The organism is Pauljensenia hongkongensis, from assembly GCF_001746855.1.
Classification (GTDB): domain Bacteria; phylum Actinomycetota; class Actinomycetes; order Actinomycetales; family Actinomycetaceae; genus Pauljensenia; species Pauljensenia hongkongensis.
On record NZ_CP017298.1, the window covers coordinates 1918586 to 1933534 of the forward strand.

16 protein-coding genes are annotated in these 14949 nt (G+C 68.0%); 10 read left to right on the forward strand and 6 right to left on the reverse strand.

From position 1 onward, the window contains the following. From BH719_RS10365 to BH719_RS07985, 6 genes are all read left to right on the forward strand, one after another. The coding region (locus BH719_RS10365; protein WP_009744316.1) for a CysS/YqeB C-terminal domain-containing protein at positions 1–130 on the forward strand (130 nt) is incomplete at its 5' end. A gap of 41 nt (positions 131–171) precedes the next feature. Beyond that, positions 172–1950, forward strand: coding sequence for a glycoside hydrolase family 13 protein (locus BH719_RS07970; protein WP_009744317.1), 1779 nt, complete (start codon positions 172–174; stop codon positions 1948–1950). 205 nt (positions 1951–2155) lie between these two features. Beyond that, positions 2156–2914, forward strand: a complete 759-nt coding sequence (locus BH719_RS07975; RefSeq protein ID WP_157098217.1) for a hypothetical protein — start codon at positions 2156–2158, stop codon at positions 2912–2914. Between the two features lie 24 nt (positions 2915–2938). Continuing rightward, positions 2939–3250 carry a hypothetical protein gene (locus BH719_RS09420; RefSeq protein ID WP_157098218.1) on the forward strand — a complete coding sequence of 104 codons (312 nt, stop codon included), beginning with the start codon at positions 2939–2941 and terminating at the stop codon, positions 3248–3250. 219 nt (positions 3251–3469) lie between these two features. Further along, the gene (locus BH719_RS07980; protein ID WP_157098219.1) at positions 3470–4522 is read left to right on the forward strand and encodes a hypothetical protein; all 1053 of its coding nucleotides are present in this window, start codon (positions 3470–3472) and stop codon (positions 4520–4522) included. Next, positions 4512–5711, forward strand: a complete 1200-nt coding sequence (locus BH719_RS07985; protein WP_009744321.1) for a hypothetical protein — start codon at positions 4512–4514, stop codon at positions 5709–5711. The genes BH719_RS07980 and BH719_RS07985 overlap by 11 nt, the downstream gene beginning before the upstream one ends. Positions 5712–5983: 272 nt before the next feature. Here BH719_RS07985 and BH719_RS07990 read toward each other — a convergent pair whose 3' ends face one another. After that, positions 5984–6526: a hypothetical protein gene (locus BH719_RS07990; RefSeq protein WP_009744322.1), complete on the reverse strand. Its 543-nt coding sequence runs from the start codon at positions 6524–6526 to the stop codon at positions 5984–5986. Between the two features lie 390 nt (positions 6527–6916). On the opposite strand from BH719_RS07990, the gene BH719_RS07995 reads away from it, so the two are divergent. Next, a complete protein-coding gene (locus BH719_RS07995) occupies positions 6917–7459 on the forward strand; it encodes a DUF1697 domain-containing protein (RefSeq protein ID WP_009744323.1) in 543 nt (180 codons plus the stop codon). A 72-nt stretch (positions 7460–7531) separates the two neighbouring features. On the opposite strand, the gene BH719_RS08000 is transcribed toward BH719_RS07995, so the two are convergent. Next, complete coding sequence (locus BH719_RS08000) at positions 7532–8095, reverse strand: hypothetical protein (RefSeq protein ID WP_009744324.1); 564 nt, start codon at positions 8093–8095, stop codon at positions 7532–7534. A 207-nt stretch (positions 8096–8302) separates the two neighbouring features. On the opposite strand from BH719_RS08000, the gene rlmB reads away from it, so the two are divergent. Then, positions 8303–9280 (forward strand): 23S rRNA (guanosine(2251)-2'-O)-methyltransferase RlmB, encoded by a 978-nt coding sequence (gene rlmB / locus BH719_RS08005; protein ID WP_009744325.1) that lies wholly within the window; start codon positions 8303–8305, stop codon positions 9278–9280. On the opposite strand, the gene BH719_RS08010 is transcribed toward rlmB, so the two are convergent. The 4 genes from BH719_RS08010 to BH719_RS08025 all read right to left on the reverse strand — a co-directional run bounded on the left by BH719_RS08010 (position 9277) and on the right by BH719_RS08025 (position 11994). Then, entirely contained in the window at positions 9277–9822 is a 546-nt protein-coding gene (locus BH719_RS08010; RefSeq protein ID WP_009744326.1) for a hypothetical protein, read from the reverse strand. The genes rlmB and BH719_RS08010 overlap by 4 nt on opposite strands. Positions 9823–9953: 131 nt before the next feature. After that, positions 9954–10250, reverse strand: coding sequence for a WXG100 family type VII secretion target (locus BH719_RS08015; protein WP_009744327.1), 297 nt, complete (start codon positions 10248–10250; stop codon positions 9954–9956). Then, positions 10247–10675, reverse strand: a complete 429-nt coding sequence (locus tag BH719_RS08020; RefSeq protein ID WP_009744328.1) for a hypothetical protein — start codon at positions 10673–10675, stop codon at positions 10247–10249. Before BH719_RS08020 ends, BH719_RS08015 begins: the two co-directional genes overlap by 4 nt. Beyond that, complete coding sequence (locus BH719_RS08025; protein WP_009744329.1) at positions 10672–11994, reverse strand: hypothetical protein; 1323 nt, start codon at positions 11992–11994, stop codon at positions 10672–10674. Before BH719_RS08025 ends, BH719_RS08020 begins: the two co-directional genes overlap by 4 nt. A 278-nt stretch (positions 11995–12272) precedes the next feature. Here BH719_RS08025 and BH719_RS08030 point away from each other — a divergent pair, with 278 nt between their 5' ends. Both BH719_RS08030 and BH719_RS08035 read left to right on the forward strand, forming a co-directional pair. Then, positions 12273–13556 (forward strand): adenylosuccinate synthase, encoded by a 1284-nt coding sequence (locus BH719_RS08030; RefSeq protein WP_009744330.1) that lies wholly within the window; start codon positions 12273–12275, stop codon positions 13554–13556. Between the two features lie 183 nt (positions 13557–13739). Further along, the gene (locus tag BH719_RS08035; RefSeq protein ID WP_009744331.1) at positions 13740–14717 is read left to right on the forward strand and encodes a hypothetical protein; all 978 of its coding nucleotides are present in this window, start codon (positions 13740–13742) and stop codon (positions 14715–14717) included. Positions 14718–14949: the final 232 nt, after the last annotated feature.

A 14949-nucleotide genomic window follows, 5' to 3' on the forward strand; every position in this document is an offset into this window, starting at 1 on the left:
CATCGCCGAACGGGCCGAGGCGCGCGCCGCCAAGGACTGGTCCCGCGCGGACGCCCTGCGCGACCGCCTGGCCGGGGCCGGGGTCGTGGTGGCGGACGGGCGCGACGGCGCCACCTGGTCGCTGTCCTGAGGCCGACCCCCCACCCGAATCCCCGACTTGGCAGGTGCCCCGTGTTGTTCTCCGAAGAGCTCATCTCCTCCCGCGAAGCCGGCCTGGGCCACGACGACTGGTGGAAGGGCGCCGTCGTCTACCAGATCTACCCGCGCTCCTTCCAGGACTCCGACGGCGACGGGGTCGGCGACCTGCGGGGCGTGCGGAGCCGCCTCGACTACCTGGAGGCGCTGGGGGTCGACGTCCTGTGGCTGTCGCCCGTCTACCGCAGTCCGCAGGCGGACAACGGCTACGACATCTCCGACTACTGCAGCATCGACCCCCTATTCGGGACGATGGACGAGTTCGACGCGCTGCTGGGCGACGCGCACGCACGGGGCATGAAAATCGTGATGGACCTGGTGGTGAACCACTCCTCGGACGAGCACCCGTGGTTCGCCGCCTCGCGCTCCTCGAAGGACGACCCGAAGCGCGACTGGTACTACTGGCGGCCGCCCAGGCCCGGGCGCGCTCCCGGAGAGCCCGGCGCGGAGCCGAACAACTGGGGGTCCTTCTTCTCGGGGTCCGCGTGGACCCTAGACGAGGCGACCGGCGAGTACTACCTGCACCTCTTCCACCGCAAACAGCCCGACCTCAACTGGGAGAACCCCCGGGTGCGCGCCGCTGTGCACGCGATGATGAACTGGTGGCTGGACCGGGGCGTCGACGGCTTCCGCATGGACGTCATCAATCTGATCTCCAAGGCCCCCGGCCTGCCCGACGGCGAGGTCCTGCCCGGGCGGGCGTGGGGGGAGGGCTTCCCCCTGGTCAGCGAGGGGCCCCGCCTGCACGAGTTCCTCGCCGAGATGCGCCGGGAGGTCTTCGACGGGCGCGGCGGGGCGGGCGCGGACGCGCCGCTGGCGGTGGGGGAGGCCCCTGGGGTCCGCATCGACAAGGCGCGCCTCTACTCGGGGGCCGCGCGCCGGGAGTTGGACATGGTGTTCCAATTCGACCACGTGGACCTGGGGCTGGAGGCGGGGAAGTTCCGCCCGCGCCCGCTGCGGCCCGGCGAACTGGCCGACTGCTTGAGCGCCTGGCAGGAGGCGCTGGCCGACGACGGGTGGAACTCCCTGTACCTGGACAACCACGACCAGCCGCGCGCGGTCTCGCGTTTCGGCGACGAGGAGCACTGGTACGCCTCGGCGACCGCCCTGGCGACCGCCCTGCACCTGCTGCGGGGCACTCCTTTCATCTACCAGGGCGAGGAGCTGGGGATGACGAACGGGGTCTTCGGGTCCGTGGGGGACTTGCGCGACGTGGAGGCGCTGCGCTACTACGACGGGGCCGTCGCCGCCGGGGAGGACCCGGGCGCCGTCCTGGCGGGGCTGCGGGCGATGGGGCGGGACAACGCGCGCACCCCGGTGCAGTGGGACGGCGGCGAGAACGCGGGATTCACCTCGGGGGCCCCGTGGATCGGCGTCACCCCGAACTACCGGGAGGTCAATGCGGCCGCGCAGGTGGGCGATCCTGGCTCGGTCCACTCCTACTACCGGGCGCTGATCGCGATCCGCCACCGCCTGCGGGTCGTGGCGCTCGGCTCCTTCGAGCGCCTCGACGCCGGCGACCCCCGCGTGTTCGCCTACCGCAGGGCGCTGGGGGAGGACCGGCTGCTCGTCGTCGTCAACCTGTCCAGCGACTCGGTGCGGCCTGCCCTGGCGGACGGCGGGGGCCTGGTCCAACTGCTGGGGAACGCCGACGAGGCGAAGGCGCCTGGTGATGCCCTGGGCCCGTGGGAGGCGCGGGTGTACCTGGGTGGGCGAACGTCAATAGGTATTGCGAAAATATATTGCGAATCCTGATTTGAAGCGGGCCACCTTGCTGCCCAGGGTCTATGCAACCGGGTGCCATCGTGACTAAAATATGCCCATCGGTCTGACAGTGCTGCCGTCAAACGTCGTGAGGAAGGTGGGGAGCGGAACCAGGGGACGGCATTGGACTTGGGCGGATGGCGGTCTTTTGCGCAGTCCATGGGAAATATGACTTTAGGCGGGCAGAATGCAATTCATGCAAACAGCGGAGTTCGGGAGCCTCATAGGGCCACTGGCCAAACTCGGAGCAATCTCAGAGATCATGGCCGCAGCCGTCGCTGAGATCCCTGATTCTGTTGATGTGGTCGACCCCACGGGTAGGATCGGCCTCACCGTGCGCAGTGACGGTGGTATCGAGAACTTTCAAATCATCGGCGGATGGCGGGAAGCGATCGGCCCCGCGCGCCTGGGCGATGCGATCACCGCTCTGATCAACACCGGCCGCACGCGCCTGCTGGAGGCCATGAACTCCAGCATCGACCAGAACTGGGGCGAAGCCATCGACAATGGATGGCTGTCCGGCAGGGGGGTCGGTCCCGAGCAGGACGCGGCCATGAGGGACGCTGTGGAGGACTCCGCGGCCCAGATCATCCAGGCGGCGCACGCCCAGGGCCCGGTCATCCCCGATCAGGCCTTCGAGCGGGCGGCCGATCTGTTCGAACGCATGGATGAGAGCAGGAGGCTTCTCGACGAGGCCGAAGACGCGTCCAGATCGGTGGTCGATGAGGCGGATGTCGAGGACGTCGCGTGCGAATTCTCGAATGGCGCGGTCTCCCGCGTGCTCGTCAATCCCATGTGGGCGCGCAAGACCCCTATCGTGCGTATCCGCCAGAGGGTGATCGAGGAGATCAGCTCCCCCAATGGCGGGCAGGCGAGCATCGGCTTGGGGCAGTCCGAGTCCGCGCAGGTCGTGCTCGATATGATTCAAGTGCTCCACGCAATTTCCTCCAACTGATGAAGGTGGTCAACAGTGACTGATGTGAGTTCCATCGAAGTTGACGTCAGCGCCCTGCGCGATGACGCGAATGAATGGATGCACCAGGGCGACAGGCTCCGATCGCTCGCCGGTGTCCTCTCAGCTGTTCCTGATAGCGGCAGTAACGTGCCTCCGGATGAGAACCTAGTGATCGGCGCGGTCAATGCGGTGACTGCGTTGCTGGATTCCTTGGTCGCGCAGGCCGCTGACGAGTTCGACGAGATGGCGCGGGCCCTGCTGGTATCCGCGCAGTCCTATGAGACTACTGAGGAAGAACTGTCCGACGGGTTCAAGCGCTTCAATGATGCGTTCTGAGGAAGGGAATAGGGGATTATGGAAACCAGCACAGGACCTCGCGATTCGTACCACGATGATGGATTCACCCGCGAGGGGGGCGGCGTCGCGCGATCCGGGGTCGGCCAGTCGCGCTCTGGTGGACTCGGAGGGGACTATGGCGCAGAGAGAGGCATTCGCGCGCGGGACGGCTTGAGCCGCAGCGAGGGCGCGACGGCGGCCCGGGGCAGTGGCTACCCCGTGGAACGCGGTAGTCGCGGATCCGCTGATGACCGCCCCGGTTCGTCGACGGCTGTGTACGACCGCACGGCGGCGGAAGGGCGTTATCCCAACAGGGCCGACGCGGGAACGGCTGGCGGCGCCCCCGTGGAGCAGTCCGGCCAGTTCGACCTTTACACCTCTATTGTGACGGTGTTCCAGGAGATCAGTAAGAACCGGGAGGGGATACGCGCCGCGATCAGCCGCCTGGAGGCGACGTGGACCGCTGTGTCCCCCATGCTCGACGCGGCGGGCCTGACAGCCATGAAAGTGCTGGTGTCGATGTCGATCACGGCGCTGCGCCAGCTCAGTGAGGGGCTGATCGCCATGGCCGACGCGCTCCAGGTCTTCCTGGCCTCCCACCAGGGCGTCGTCGATGTCCTCAAGAGGCTCAGTGAGCAGTTCTCGCCCCAGCTGCAGGCCTTCGTCGAGGACGAGGTCGTCGGCAGCATGCGGACGCGGAAGGCAGGCCTGAAGGGCGCCACAGTCGATCAGTACAACAAGCAGGCCGACACCCAGGCCGACGCGATGGTCACGCTTTCGGAGGCCTCGACCCAGTTGACGCGGGGCCTTTCGAACCTCGCCAAAGCGCACTCTGCCCTGATGGTGGGATTCGGGGCCGCGACCGGGGGCGCTGCCCTTGGCATCGCGGGGGGCACCGCAGTGCTGACCCCCCCGGCGACTCCCGCTGCGCCCGCTGTGTACATGAGCGTCATCGCCGCGACCGTCTCGCAAATCGGGGCACTGGGATCCGCGTACGTTTCCGCTCGTGACGACATCCTCGGCGGAATACAGAAGATCTGCGATGTTCCCACGCTGGCCTCCGGGCAGTGGCCGAAGTCGACTGGCGACTCGGGTGCGGGGGCTTCCGCAACCGCGAGGCGCTCCTCGGGGTCGGTGGAGCGGGCTGCGGGGGCTTCCGCAACCGCGAGGCGCTCCTCGGGGTCGGTGGAGCGGGCTGCGGGGGCTTCCGCAACCGCGAGGCGCTCCTCGGGGTCGGTGAGGCAGACTGCGGGGGCGTCCAATGCTCGATAGTCAAGTGGTGCGCGCCTCCGAGCCGAGTTATTTCGACCGTCTGCGCGCGGTCGCGGATCTGCGGTATGACGACTCCGCAGAAGAGACGGCCTATAACACGGTTATGGAGCAGATCTCCGAGTGCGAGCGTCTGGTGTCCGAGTACGAGCAGACGAACGGGTACCACTCGCAGGAAGTACGGGACGCCGTGAGCGAGTGGGCGGAGGCGTTCCGTTCCGATCTCACGCGCACGCGGGATGAACTCGCGGAGGCGCAAGCGGTCGTCGGCCAAGCGCGGCAAATCATGCGCCAGGCGCGCGACCTCTTCTACCAGAACGTCTCCCCCGAGCTGCTCTCCGACGGTGAGCGCCTGTTCGAGCAGGTGATTTCCGCAGGGACTTCAGTGGCGACTCTGGTGGTCCCCATCGGCGGGTACCTGGCCCATGTCGCCGCCGATACCTTCTTCGACATGCTGAAAGAGCAGAGGGACGGCGAGCGGGAAGCGTACTGCAAGCAGATAGTCGATCAAATGAATGAAAAGCTCCTCACCGGGAGCGAGGCGATGCGGGATGCTATTGACAGGCAGTGCTGCGGGGGACTCGAGACGCCTATGGACGGGCGCGCCAGGAGGCAGGGCGTGTGCGCCGACGCGCCCGGCTCGAAGTGGGGAGCCGAGGGGTTCCAGCAGCCGGGCCTGGCCCAGGAGTCGCCCCAGCGCGTTCCTGTGAAGGACCTGGAGGGGGTCTGTCTACTGGAACGCCCGGTCAACCAGTCGGTGACCCCGAACGGCCTGGTCGGTGGTTACGCTCCGCCCTCGGCTACGGACTTCTCGGACTCGCGTTGGGACGCGTCGTACAGGATTCCCTCCAGCGTCAGCGATGTGTCACGAACTGCGTCAATGGGCGCCTTCGGCTTGGGGGGAGCGAAAGCCGCGCAGGCGCTCAGCGCCCACCAACTGCTGGGAGCAGGGGCGAACCCCTCGGCTGCGCAGGGCGCTCAGGGGATGCTCGGTCCCACTGGCGCGGGCGGCGGCGCAGCTGGTGAAAAGCAGGAGGGCAGGAAGGAGTACACGTTCTCCGGCTTTCAGGGGCTCTTCTTCGACCCTGATGCGGAATCCGATTCCACCCCATGGGATCCCGCCCATGGCCCCGGATCGGGCGACGACGGCACCGAGTTCGAACTCCGCTTGGAGGACTGGGAACTCCCCTAGGCGTTGTGGGGTGTGAGGTCGTCGTCGTGGGATAGCGGCCCCTGGCGGGATGCGGAGTGCCGAAGTCCGTGTCCTAGCCCAGGGGCCGCTGCACTATCCCGCGTCAATGCGCCGTTGACCGCCTGGGGGCGGACCCGGCAGCAGATGAATGGCTTCGGTTGGGTCGTGCGCCCGCCGGGCGGGGCCATGAGCGTTGCTTATACCCTCCGGGCAGAAGCGTTGGGACCCTTTCCGCGTCGTCCACCCCGCGCCACCAAGGGCGTTCACACGGCTCATCGCCACAACAACTTGAAGGCGTCGTAGTCCCGCAGGGGGTGGCCTTTGGGCAGGTCGCGCCTGGTGAGGCGCCGGGGCGCCTCCCGTAGGATCCCTTGGCGCGCGAGTTCCCGGCCGAGTTCGATCATCTGGTGCTCCGTGTGCTCCCGGGGGCTGAATACGCTCTCGCTGTCGTCCTCGTTGGCGTCGAAGCAGAAGAGCGTGGTCCCATTCGTCTCCGGGCCTTCCAGTGAAGCCACGATCCCGATCGTGAAAGGACGGGGGACGGCCCGTCGGGTCGCGGGGACGAGCAGGAGCGGCCATCCGACTACTGAGACGAGCAGGGACAGGTCCTTGAGGATCCCCAGGTCGCTGCCCCCCGACATCTCGGTGCCAGTGTATCCGGCTTTGCGGAGCCGACGGTCTATATCGTCCCCCCCGACCTTGCATTTTTTGCTGCGCCAGAAGTCGACGGCCCGGCGCACGGCCTCCTCGGGGCCGACACGGACCTTGTACTCGTAGTACGAGTTCCCGCCGAACACCGCGCGGAAGTATCCCATTCCTGCCTCCGTTCCTCCAGCGTCCAATGGTCCGACTATTGTACGGGTTCGGGGCCACCGGGCCCTTCCTGTACGGATCGCGCGGCCGAGGCGGTCGGCGGAGCGCCCGCCGACGAAAGCGCACTGGGGCCCGGCGACCTTCTGGACGTCTTCGTGGCCGCCATGGCGCAACCCCAACGCCGTGGTCGGATCCGCGGCGGGCGAGCACAAGGCCCGCCCTGGTGGGGCCGTGCTCTCCGAGCGCACCGAGGTCCGCGCTGCCATAGACTGGGCGCGCTGACGGGCTGTGCGATTGACCGGGCACCGTTGGCGCCTCCGTCGCCGATGGGTGCGGCGGGACGGTTTGGAGCGCCGGATAGACGGGCCGCCGCACAGGAGGAGAGGAACAGCATGGAGTACGTGGCGCTGCTGCGCGGCATCAACGTCGGAGGCAAGAACAAGGTCGTCATGAGCGAGCTGCGCAAGCAGATCGCCGCTGAGGGCTACGGGAACGCGCGCACCTACATCAACAGCGGGAACCTCGTTTTCGAGGCGGATTCCCCGCGTGACGAGGTCGCCCAGACCGTCGAATCCGTCCTGGAGGGGCACTACCCCTTCCCGATCCGCCTGGCGCTCCTGTCCGGGCGGGAGTACCTGGCGGAGCTGTCCGGCCTGCCCGAGTGGTGGCACGGGGATGCCGCGCGGCGCGACGCGCTGTTCTACACGCGGGGCCTTGACCGGGCCCACGTGCGCGAGCGCATCGAGGCGATGCCTCTGGGCGACGAGGCCGTCCACTTCGGCGAGAACGCCGTCTTCTGGGGCAAGTTCAACGAGGCGGAGTTCCTCAAGACCGCATACCACAAGCACCTGCTGCGCGAGGACTTCTACCGCCAGGTGACGATCCGCAGCGGCGCGACTGTTGAGCGGATCGCCTCGATGCTGTCGCGGGACTGACGCGCCTGAGCGCGGTTCCCGCCCCCGCGCCCGGCCTCGTGCGGAGCGGGTCGGCGCATACCCGAGCGGAGCCTAGCTCCCTTCGACTGCGGCGCGGCGGATCCTGTACCAGTTGAACACGCGGAGGGGATTGTCCCTGGGCAGGGTCCTCTGGGTGAAACGATGGGGATTCTCCAGCAGGACGCCTTGGCGCCCCAGTTCCTCTCCGAGTGCGATCATCTGGAGCTCGGTGTACTCCCTCGGACTGATAAACCCTTTTTCGTGGACGATCCAAGTGGCGTGGAAGCAGACGAGCGTGGTTCTATCCGGGTACGGGCCATCCAGTGGGGCGGCGATGCCGACCTGGAAGGGTCCGGGGTTGGAAAGCCGTATTTTGCGGGAGAACAGGAGCACGAGTCCGAGAGGGAGGAGCTCGAGGAGGTCGTTCTGGAACGTCGCTTCGGATCCGCCGCCCCCTAGTACTTCAGTGCCGGTGTATCCGAGTTCCCTGAGGCGGCTGTCCATGTTGTAGTCCGCGACCTCGCAATCCAGGGCGTGCCAGAACGCGGCGGCCCGGCGCACGGCCTCTTCGGGCCCGACGCCCACCTGGTACTCGTAATACCGCGTGCAGCCGAATTCTGCGCGTAAGAACCCCATGCCGTCCTCCTATTCGTCCAGTGCCCCTGCGGCGCTACGACTAGCGTACGGATCCGGGCCAGCCGGATTCGGGGTGGGCTGCTCCACGGGACGCGCCGACGACGCCCGTTCCCGCTGGCGCGCCCCGCCCGGGCTGCGCCGATGCGCTGGGCCCCCTGACGGTAGGCTGGTCCCAGTTCGTCATCGCGACTGGGAAGAGGGATCAGCATGGCCGGAGACAGCGGGCGCCCCGGCGCCATCCGCAAGAAGGGCACGAAGAAGGGCGCTCAGGTCGGCACCGGCGGCCATTCGCGGCGCCGCCTGGAGGGTAAGGGCCCCACCCCCAAGGCCGAGGACCGCCCGTACCATCCCGCCCACAAGCGCAAAGCGCGGCGCGAGGCCCGCCAGGCGCAAGAGGCCGCGATCGCCCGCGCCCGTGCGAAGAGCTCGATCAGGGTCCCCGCGGGCCACGAGCTCATCGCGGGGCGCAACCCGGTGGCCGAGGCTGCCCGCGCGGGCGTGCCCATCGAGCGGGTCTTCGTGCTCGACAACGTGAAGGACGACCGCGTCGAGGAGGTCATCCGCCTCGCCTCGTCAATGGGAGCGCCGGTCTTCGAGGTGACCAGGCGGGATCTGGACGTCGCCACCGATGGCGCCTCCCACCAGGGGGTCGCGATCGAAGTCCGCGGCTACGAGTACACGCCCGTGGACGATCTCATCGCCGGCTCCGTCCAGCAGGTGGGCCATCCGTTGCTGGTGGCCCTCGACCAGGTCACCGACCCCCACAACCTGGGTGCCGTTCTGCGCTCCGCCGGGGCTTTCGGCGGTGACGGCGTCATCATCCCCGAGCGCCGCAGCGCGGGCGTGACCACTGCCGCGTGGAAGGTGTCAGCGGGCGCGGCCGCCCGCGTGCCCGTGGCGCGCGCGACCAACCTGGTGCGGGCCCTGGAGGACTGCAAGCGGGCGGGCTTCTTCGTCGTCGGACTCGACGGGGGAGGGGACGCCCCGCTGCGCGGCCTCCCCTTGGCGGACGGGCCCCTGGTCCTGGTAGCGGGGGCTGAGGGCACGGGCCTGTCGCGCCTGGTGCGCCAGACCTGCGATCAGATCGTGTCCATCCCCATCTCCAGCGCCGTGGAATCCCTCAACGCGGCGGTCGCCACGGGGATCGCCCTGTACGAGGTGGCGTCCGTGCGCGCTGGGGGCTAGCCCTTCCTCAACCAGTTCGCGGGCGCCAACGGGTGCGAGTCCGGCAGGTCCTGCTCGGTGGTGAGCCAGGGGCCGCTCAGCAGGAGCCCGGAGGGGGCGATGCGGTCGCGGAAGAGCTGCATGCGCGCCTTGACGAATCCTTGTGGTCCGTAGAGGGCGCTGTCGTTCAGGCGGTCTGGGCCCGTGCGGAAGAAGACCAGGTCGGTCGCGCCCGCCTGCGAGGAGGAGGGCGATGCGGCGATGTTGATGATGTACGAAGTCCTCAGCAGGCGGGCCGCCAGTAGGAACAGCAGCGCAGCGGGCGGGAATGCCTCCATGCACCCTTCTCCTGCCGCCCCGAAACACCCTCCGGCCCTGGAGCCGCCCCGCATTTCCGCTCCCGTCCAGCCGAGGGGGAGCAGGCGGGCGTTGACATCGCGTTTCGTCGTGCGGCACCCCAGTGAGCGCCAGTAGTCGATCCCCCATTGCAGGGCCTCCTCCGGCGGGCAGGAGAGCGTGTACCAGCAGTAGGCGCAGCGGGTGATGGGGAGCCCTTTTGCCATGGTGTCCTCCCAGGGTGTGTTTCGTCCGCCGTGGACCACGGCCTTGCGGATCCGGTGTCGCGTCCCACTGTGGCAACAGGCACAGGGGCGGCACCACGGTGGTGCCGCCCCGCGGCCGGCAGTGGCGGCTGTTAGAGTGCCCAGAGCTCGCTGATGGTCTCCTCGGCTTTGTTGTAGCCCTCGAGCGCTGCTTCAAGGGCTGCGATGGTGTTCTGCAGAGTTTCGGTCTGCGAGTTCCCCTCGTCTTCCAGGCCGGAGAGCTTGGTGAGCGCGGCGTCGGAGGCCTCGCCCTTCCATGAGGTCCCCAGTTGGGAGTGCCCGTTCCGGATTTCGTCGAAACTATTCTGCATTTCGGTGAGGGACGACTTGAGGGACTCTATTGTTTCCTGGAGCCCCTGCCCGTTCACCTTGAGATCCTCTTCCATCATAGTCCTTTCAACTGCTGAGTGAGACGCTCAATGCGCTCTTGGAGGTCCTGGGCGGCGCCGGAGAGCTCGTCGCGGAGGGAGTCGAGATGCTCTTTCTCTTCGTCGTCTAAGTCGTCCTCGAACCTGGACAGGTTCTCCTCACTGGTCTGCCTGATGCGTATGGCCTCGGGGGATTGGTCCTCGCCCATGAGCACAGCGTCCATGGTCGTTTCCTCCCTATCGATCCGCCGCTGGATGATCCGCCAATCATCGCCGTAGTCGCCGTGGCGCGCCGAGACGGCCCATTCGTCGCGCCAGTCGGTGTCTTCCTCGGAGTCATCGAATTCCTCGTGGAGCGAATCGGTCATCGTCTTCAGCGATTCGATGAGCGAGTAGATCTCCTCCAGCGGGTCGTCCGCTCCTGGTCCAAAACGATCGGTTGTCATACTCGGGCCGCCACTCCCCGGACAGCGGCCTCGGCCAGGTTCGACATGGTGTTCTGGACCTCAAGCATCTGTGCCCTTCCGCGGACGAAACTCTCGATGACGTCAACTATCATATTGACTATCGTGTAGATCTTCCGTATCCGTTTTATGACCATGTCGGCTCTCGCGATAGCGGTCGCTCCCGCAGTGACCCATCCGGCAACCGGGATGGCGCTCTGCGCGACCATCAGCGCGACAGTGTTCGCGATGACTCTGATGGATTCTCCAACTTCCTTCGCCGACTCCTTCAACATGAGTTGGAAACCCGTGAGAAGGAGCGACATGACCCCTGTTGCGCTGCTGAGGCTTGTCGTTGCCTTCGACAGGGCGGCGATGAACAGGTTCGTGACCTCGGATCCCTTCCCGGTCCATTCTGCGAGCGCGGGCAGGACCTCTGAGTCGTTCTGCCCTACCGCGACCAGCGCGTCGCCGATCTCGCCCCAGGCGCTCTTCGCCATGTTGACGAGCCGCCAGTCGCCGACGAAGTACTTGAAGACAACGTCGTTGAGCAGTGATACGCCCGTGAGTTTCTCGATCGCCCAGTCGATGCTTCCGGCGATGGCGCCCGCCGACCAGCGCAGGTTCTCCATCTCGCTGGTCGGGGCCTCGGGGGGGACCAGGTAGGAACTGGCGTCCTGCGACTCGGCGACGGAGCGGTCGGACGAGCGCGCATCCGAGAGCCGCTGGGAGGCGCGGTCCTTGAGGGTGCTGAGGTACTCGCCCGCCTCCTGGGCGTCTTGGCTCAACTGCTGGTCCACTCGGGGGTCCGGCCCGCCGTAGTGGGGCCCGGCCTTCGTGCGCGCGTCGCCCAGCTGGGCCGGGCTGTCCCGCGGATCCTCGAAGGGGGTGGCGGAGCCGCCGAGCGATTGGAGGATGGCCATGAGCGCCTCGTGCGCCGCCTTGTCCGCATCGGCATAGGTGTCAATGGTCTGGTTGAGTTTGTCCGCGGCCCCTTGGTGGCATGTTATCAACAGGTCCATGGCGCCCTCGCCGATGGAGACAATGGCTTCGTTTATCGGGATGAAGAGCATGAAAAGAACGCCCTTGGCGACCGCTTTCCCCGACATGTTGATCACCTTGCCGACGGGGGATCCTCCGAGCTGGGTCCCCTTGAGCCTCTGCGACGCGGCAATCCTTGTTCCGATACCCGCCGCTTGCCCGGGCTCCATGCGGCACCATTCGCCCATGAACGACTGGATGTTGGTCAGGTGGGTGGTCGCTTGGCGTTCGAGCAGCTGCTGGGACAGCTGCAGGGTTTCGTACTTAACGGAAAGGTCCATGGCGCATCCTCGGGTGGGCGGTTGTTGCCCCAAGTCTAGAACTGTGCGGTATTTTTGTAAAGTGGTCAAAATTATGGTACCGGTCGGACTGTGGACAGTTGGGGGTAGAACCGCCGGGCGGATCGTACGGACCCCGGCACCGCCCTGCCGCCGGGCCCCGCTGTGGCGCGAAGGGGCGCGGGCCCCGCGCCCCGCCCGACCGGACGCTCCCCCCGCGCTGCTAGACTCGGGGGTGCTGCGGCCTCCGCCCAGCGCACTCGACCATACTTGGAGAACCTATGCCCGCCGTGATCGTGCTCGGCGCCCAGTGGGGCGACGAGGGCAAAGGCAAGGCGACCGACCAGATCGGTCAGCGCACTGACTACGTCGTCAAGTTCAACGGCGGCAACAACGCCGGCCACACCGTCGTAGTGGACGGCCAGAAGTACACCCTGCACCTGCTGCCCGCGGGCATCCTCTCCCAGGGGGTCACCCCCGTCATCGCCTCGGGGGTCGTCGTCGACCTCGACGTCCTCTTCGGCGAGGTCGAGGAGATGGAGGCGAGGGGCGTCGACTGCTCGCGCCTGCTGCTGTCCGCCAGCGCCCACATCATCCCCCCGTACAACCGCCTCATGGACCAGGCCAACGAGCGGGCGCGCGGCAACAACCTCATCGGCACCACCGGGCGGGGCATCGGCCCCACCTACGCGGACAAGATGAACCGCATCGGTCTGCGCGTCCAGGATCTCTTCCACCCGCAGGAGCTGCGGGCCAAAGTGGAGGCCGCCCTGGCCCCCAAGAACACTGTTCTCAAGGCGGTGGATCTGCCCGCGCTGGACCCCGCGGAGGTCTCCGACCACCTCCTGTCCTTCGCGGACCGCGTCCGCCCGATGGTGTGCGACGCCTCCCTGGTGGTCAACGACGCGCTCGACCGCGGTGGCACGGTGCTCTTCGAGGGCGGTCAGGCCACCATGCTCGACATCGACCACGGCACCTACCCCTACGTCACCTCGTCGAATCCGACGGCGGGCGGGGCGCTGACGGGCACGGGGGTCGGCCCGACGCGGATCGACCGGGTCGTCGGCGTCGCCAAGGCGTACACGACGCGCGTCGGCGAGGGCCCCTTCCCCACCGAGCTCACCGACCAGGTGGGCGAGGACCTGCGCGCCAGGGGCGGCGAGTTCGGCGCGACGACGGGCAGGCCCCGCCGCACGGGCTGGTTCGACGCAGTCGTCACCCGGTACGCGGCGCGCGTCAACGGTTTGACGGACATCTGCCTGACGAAGCTGGACGTGCTCTCCGGATACGACACGGTCCCCGTGTGCGTGGCCTACGAGGTCGACGGCGCCCGCACTGAGGAGATGCCCCTCGACCAGGCGTCCTTCGCGAGCGCGGTCCCGGTCTACGAGGAGCTGCCCGGGTGGAGCGAGGACATCAGCGGCTGCCGTTCCTTCGACGAGTTGCCGGAGGCGGCCAGGGCGTACGTCGACCGCCTCGAGGAGGTCTCGCGCTGCCGCATCCAGTCCATAGGCGTGGGGCCCGGCCGGGAGGCGACGATCGTGCGCTACCCGCTGCTGGGCTGACGGCGGCCCTGCCCGCCCCGGCGGACGCGGGTATGGAAAAGGCACCGGCCCGAATGCGCCTGTCGGCGCGAAGGCCGCTCGTGGCGGCGTGGTTTGGAGCCCGGGGCATACCGGACCGGTGCGCATCACAGCTTACGCGCGCGCGCCGGGGAGCGCATCCGAGGGGCGCGTTGCGTGTGTCTCGTGCGCGGGCGCTCCGATGCGGCGATCAGCGCCCGCGTGTGCCACCATGTCGGTGTGAGCTCTCAGACGCCCCTTTTCCCCCCCGCCCGGCCGCGCGCCCGCGCATCCCGCGAGCGCCAGAGCGACTCCATCGTGGATGTTCCCGTTCCGACGCGGGTCAGCGCCTACGTGGTCAGCGGCCTCGCCCTTGCGGCGCTGGTCGTGTGGACGCTGCCGATGTCGCGGTGGACCATCGGACCTGTGACAGCCGCCGCCTGCGTCCTCCTGGTGGCGGGCTGGCCCAGGCTCTCCCGCGTGGACACGTCCCCCGTGGTGCAGATCGTCGTGGCGGTGGCCGGGTCGACGATCCCCTCGGCGGTCGCGTACTGGCAGAACCTCGATATCGCGGTGGCCCTGATGGGGATCGCGCTGGCCGTGGCGGTGGCCGCAACGGTGCTGACCGCGCCCGCGCCCAGGGACCGGTCGGTGTCGCCCGGCGACTGGTCGGAGTCCGCGTCGGGGGCGGTCGCCAACACTGTGACGCTCCTGCTCTTCATCATGGGCGGCTCCATGTGGGTGTCGCTGACCGTGCTGGAACGGTGGTCGGTGACCGTGCCGGTGGTGGCCTTCGCCGCCCTCGTCGTCGTGTGGGGCAACCAGGTGGGCCGTTCGAAGAGGGTCCAGGCGTGCGCGACGGTCGCCCTGGGCCTCGTGGCGGGCCTGGTCGCAGCCTGGGGCGCGTGGTACCTCGGGCGCACCGCCGGCCTGCTGCCCGCGGTGTTCCCCACCCTGGCCGAGCGCTACAACGAGTTCGACGCCTTCTTGGTCTTCGGCGGCGTGACGGGGACTGGCGTGGGGGGCGCCATCGTCGTCGTCGATGGGCTGCTGGGGACGCGGACCCGCGACCAGGCCCTCATCGCCGTGGCCGCCCGGGGGGCTGCGAAGTTCTTGATCGCCGTCCTGCCCGTCTACGCGATGGTGCGCATCAGCGGCGTCTGAGCGGTGTCCGCCTCGTCGGGAATGGCCGGCGTCCGCCTCGTCGGGAATGGCCGGCGCCCGCCCTGCGATTGCGCTATTTTGCGCTCCGCTACACCACTTAGAGCGTCGCTGTGCCATTTAACGCGCTGCTGCGCCACTTAGCCCGTGGCTGCACCATTTAACGCGCTGCTGCGCCACTTGGGCCCGAGTGGGCCCTGGTTCTTCCGGCGTGTCGGAGGCCTAAGTGGTGCGA

Excerpts from the sequence above, each read along its gene's own strand:
- BH719_RS08025 (WP_009744329.1), bottom strand. The coding sequence starts at position 11,994 with ATGGACCTTTCCGTTAAGTACGAAACCCTGCAGCTGTCCCAGCAGCTG.
- BH719_RS07990 (WP_009744322.1), bottom strand. The coding sequence starts at position 6,526 with ATGGGATACTTCCGCGCGGTGTTCGGCGGGAACTCGTACTACGAGTAC.
- BH719_RS08000 (WP_009744324.1), bottom strand. The coding sequence starts at position 8,095 with ATGGGGTTCTTACGCGCAGAATTCGGCTGCACGCGGTATTACGAGTAC.
- BH719_RS07975 (WP_157098217.1), top strand. The coding sequence starts at position 2,156 with ATGCAAACAGCGGAGTTCGGGAGCCTCATAGGGCCACTGGCCAAACTC.
- BH719_RS08015 (WP_009744327.1), bottom strand. The coding sequence starts at position 10,250 with ATGATGGAAGAGGATCTCAAGGTGAACGGGCAGGGGCTCCAGGAAACA.
- BH719_RS07985 (WP_009744321.1), top strand. The coding sequence starts at position 4,512 with ATGCTCGATAGTCAAGTGGTGCGCGCCTCCGAGCCGAGTTATTTCGAC.
- BH719_RS08020 (WP_009744328.1), bottom strand. The coding sequence starts at position 10,675 with ATGACAACCGATCGTTTTGGACCAGGAGCGGACGACCCGCTGGAGGAG.
- rlmB (WP_009744325.1), top strand. The coding sequence starts at position 8,303 with ATGGCCGGAGACAGCGGGCGCCCCGGCGCCATCCGCAAGAAGGGCACG.
- BH719_RS08010 (WP_009744326.1), bottom strand. The coding sequence starts at position 9,822 with ATGGCAAAAGGGCTCCCCATCACCCGCTGCGCCTACTGCTGGTACACG.
- BH719_RS07995 (WP_009744323.1), top strand. The coding sequence starts at position 6,917 with ATGGAGTACGTGGCGCTGCTGCGCGGCATCAACGTCGGAGGCAAGAAC.
- BH719_RS08030 (WP_009744330.1), top strand. The coding sequence starts at position 12,273 with ATGCCCGCCGTGATCGTGCTCGGCGCCCAGTGGGGCGACGAGGGCAAA.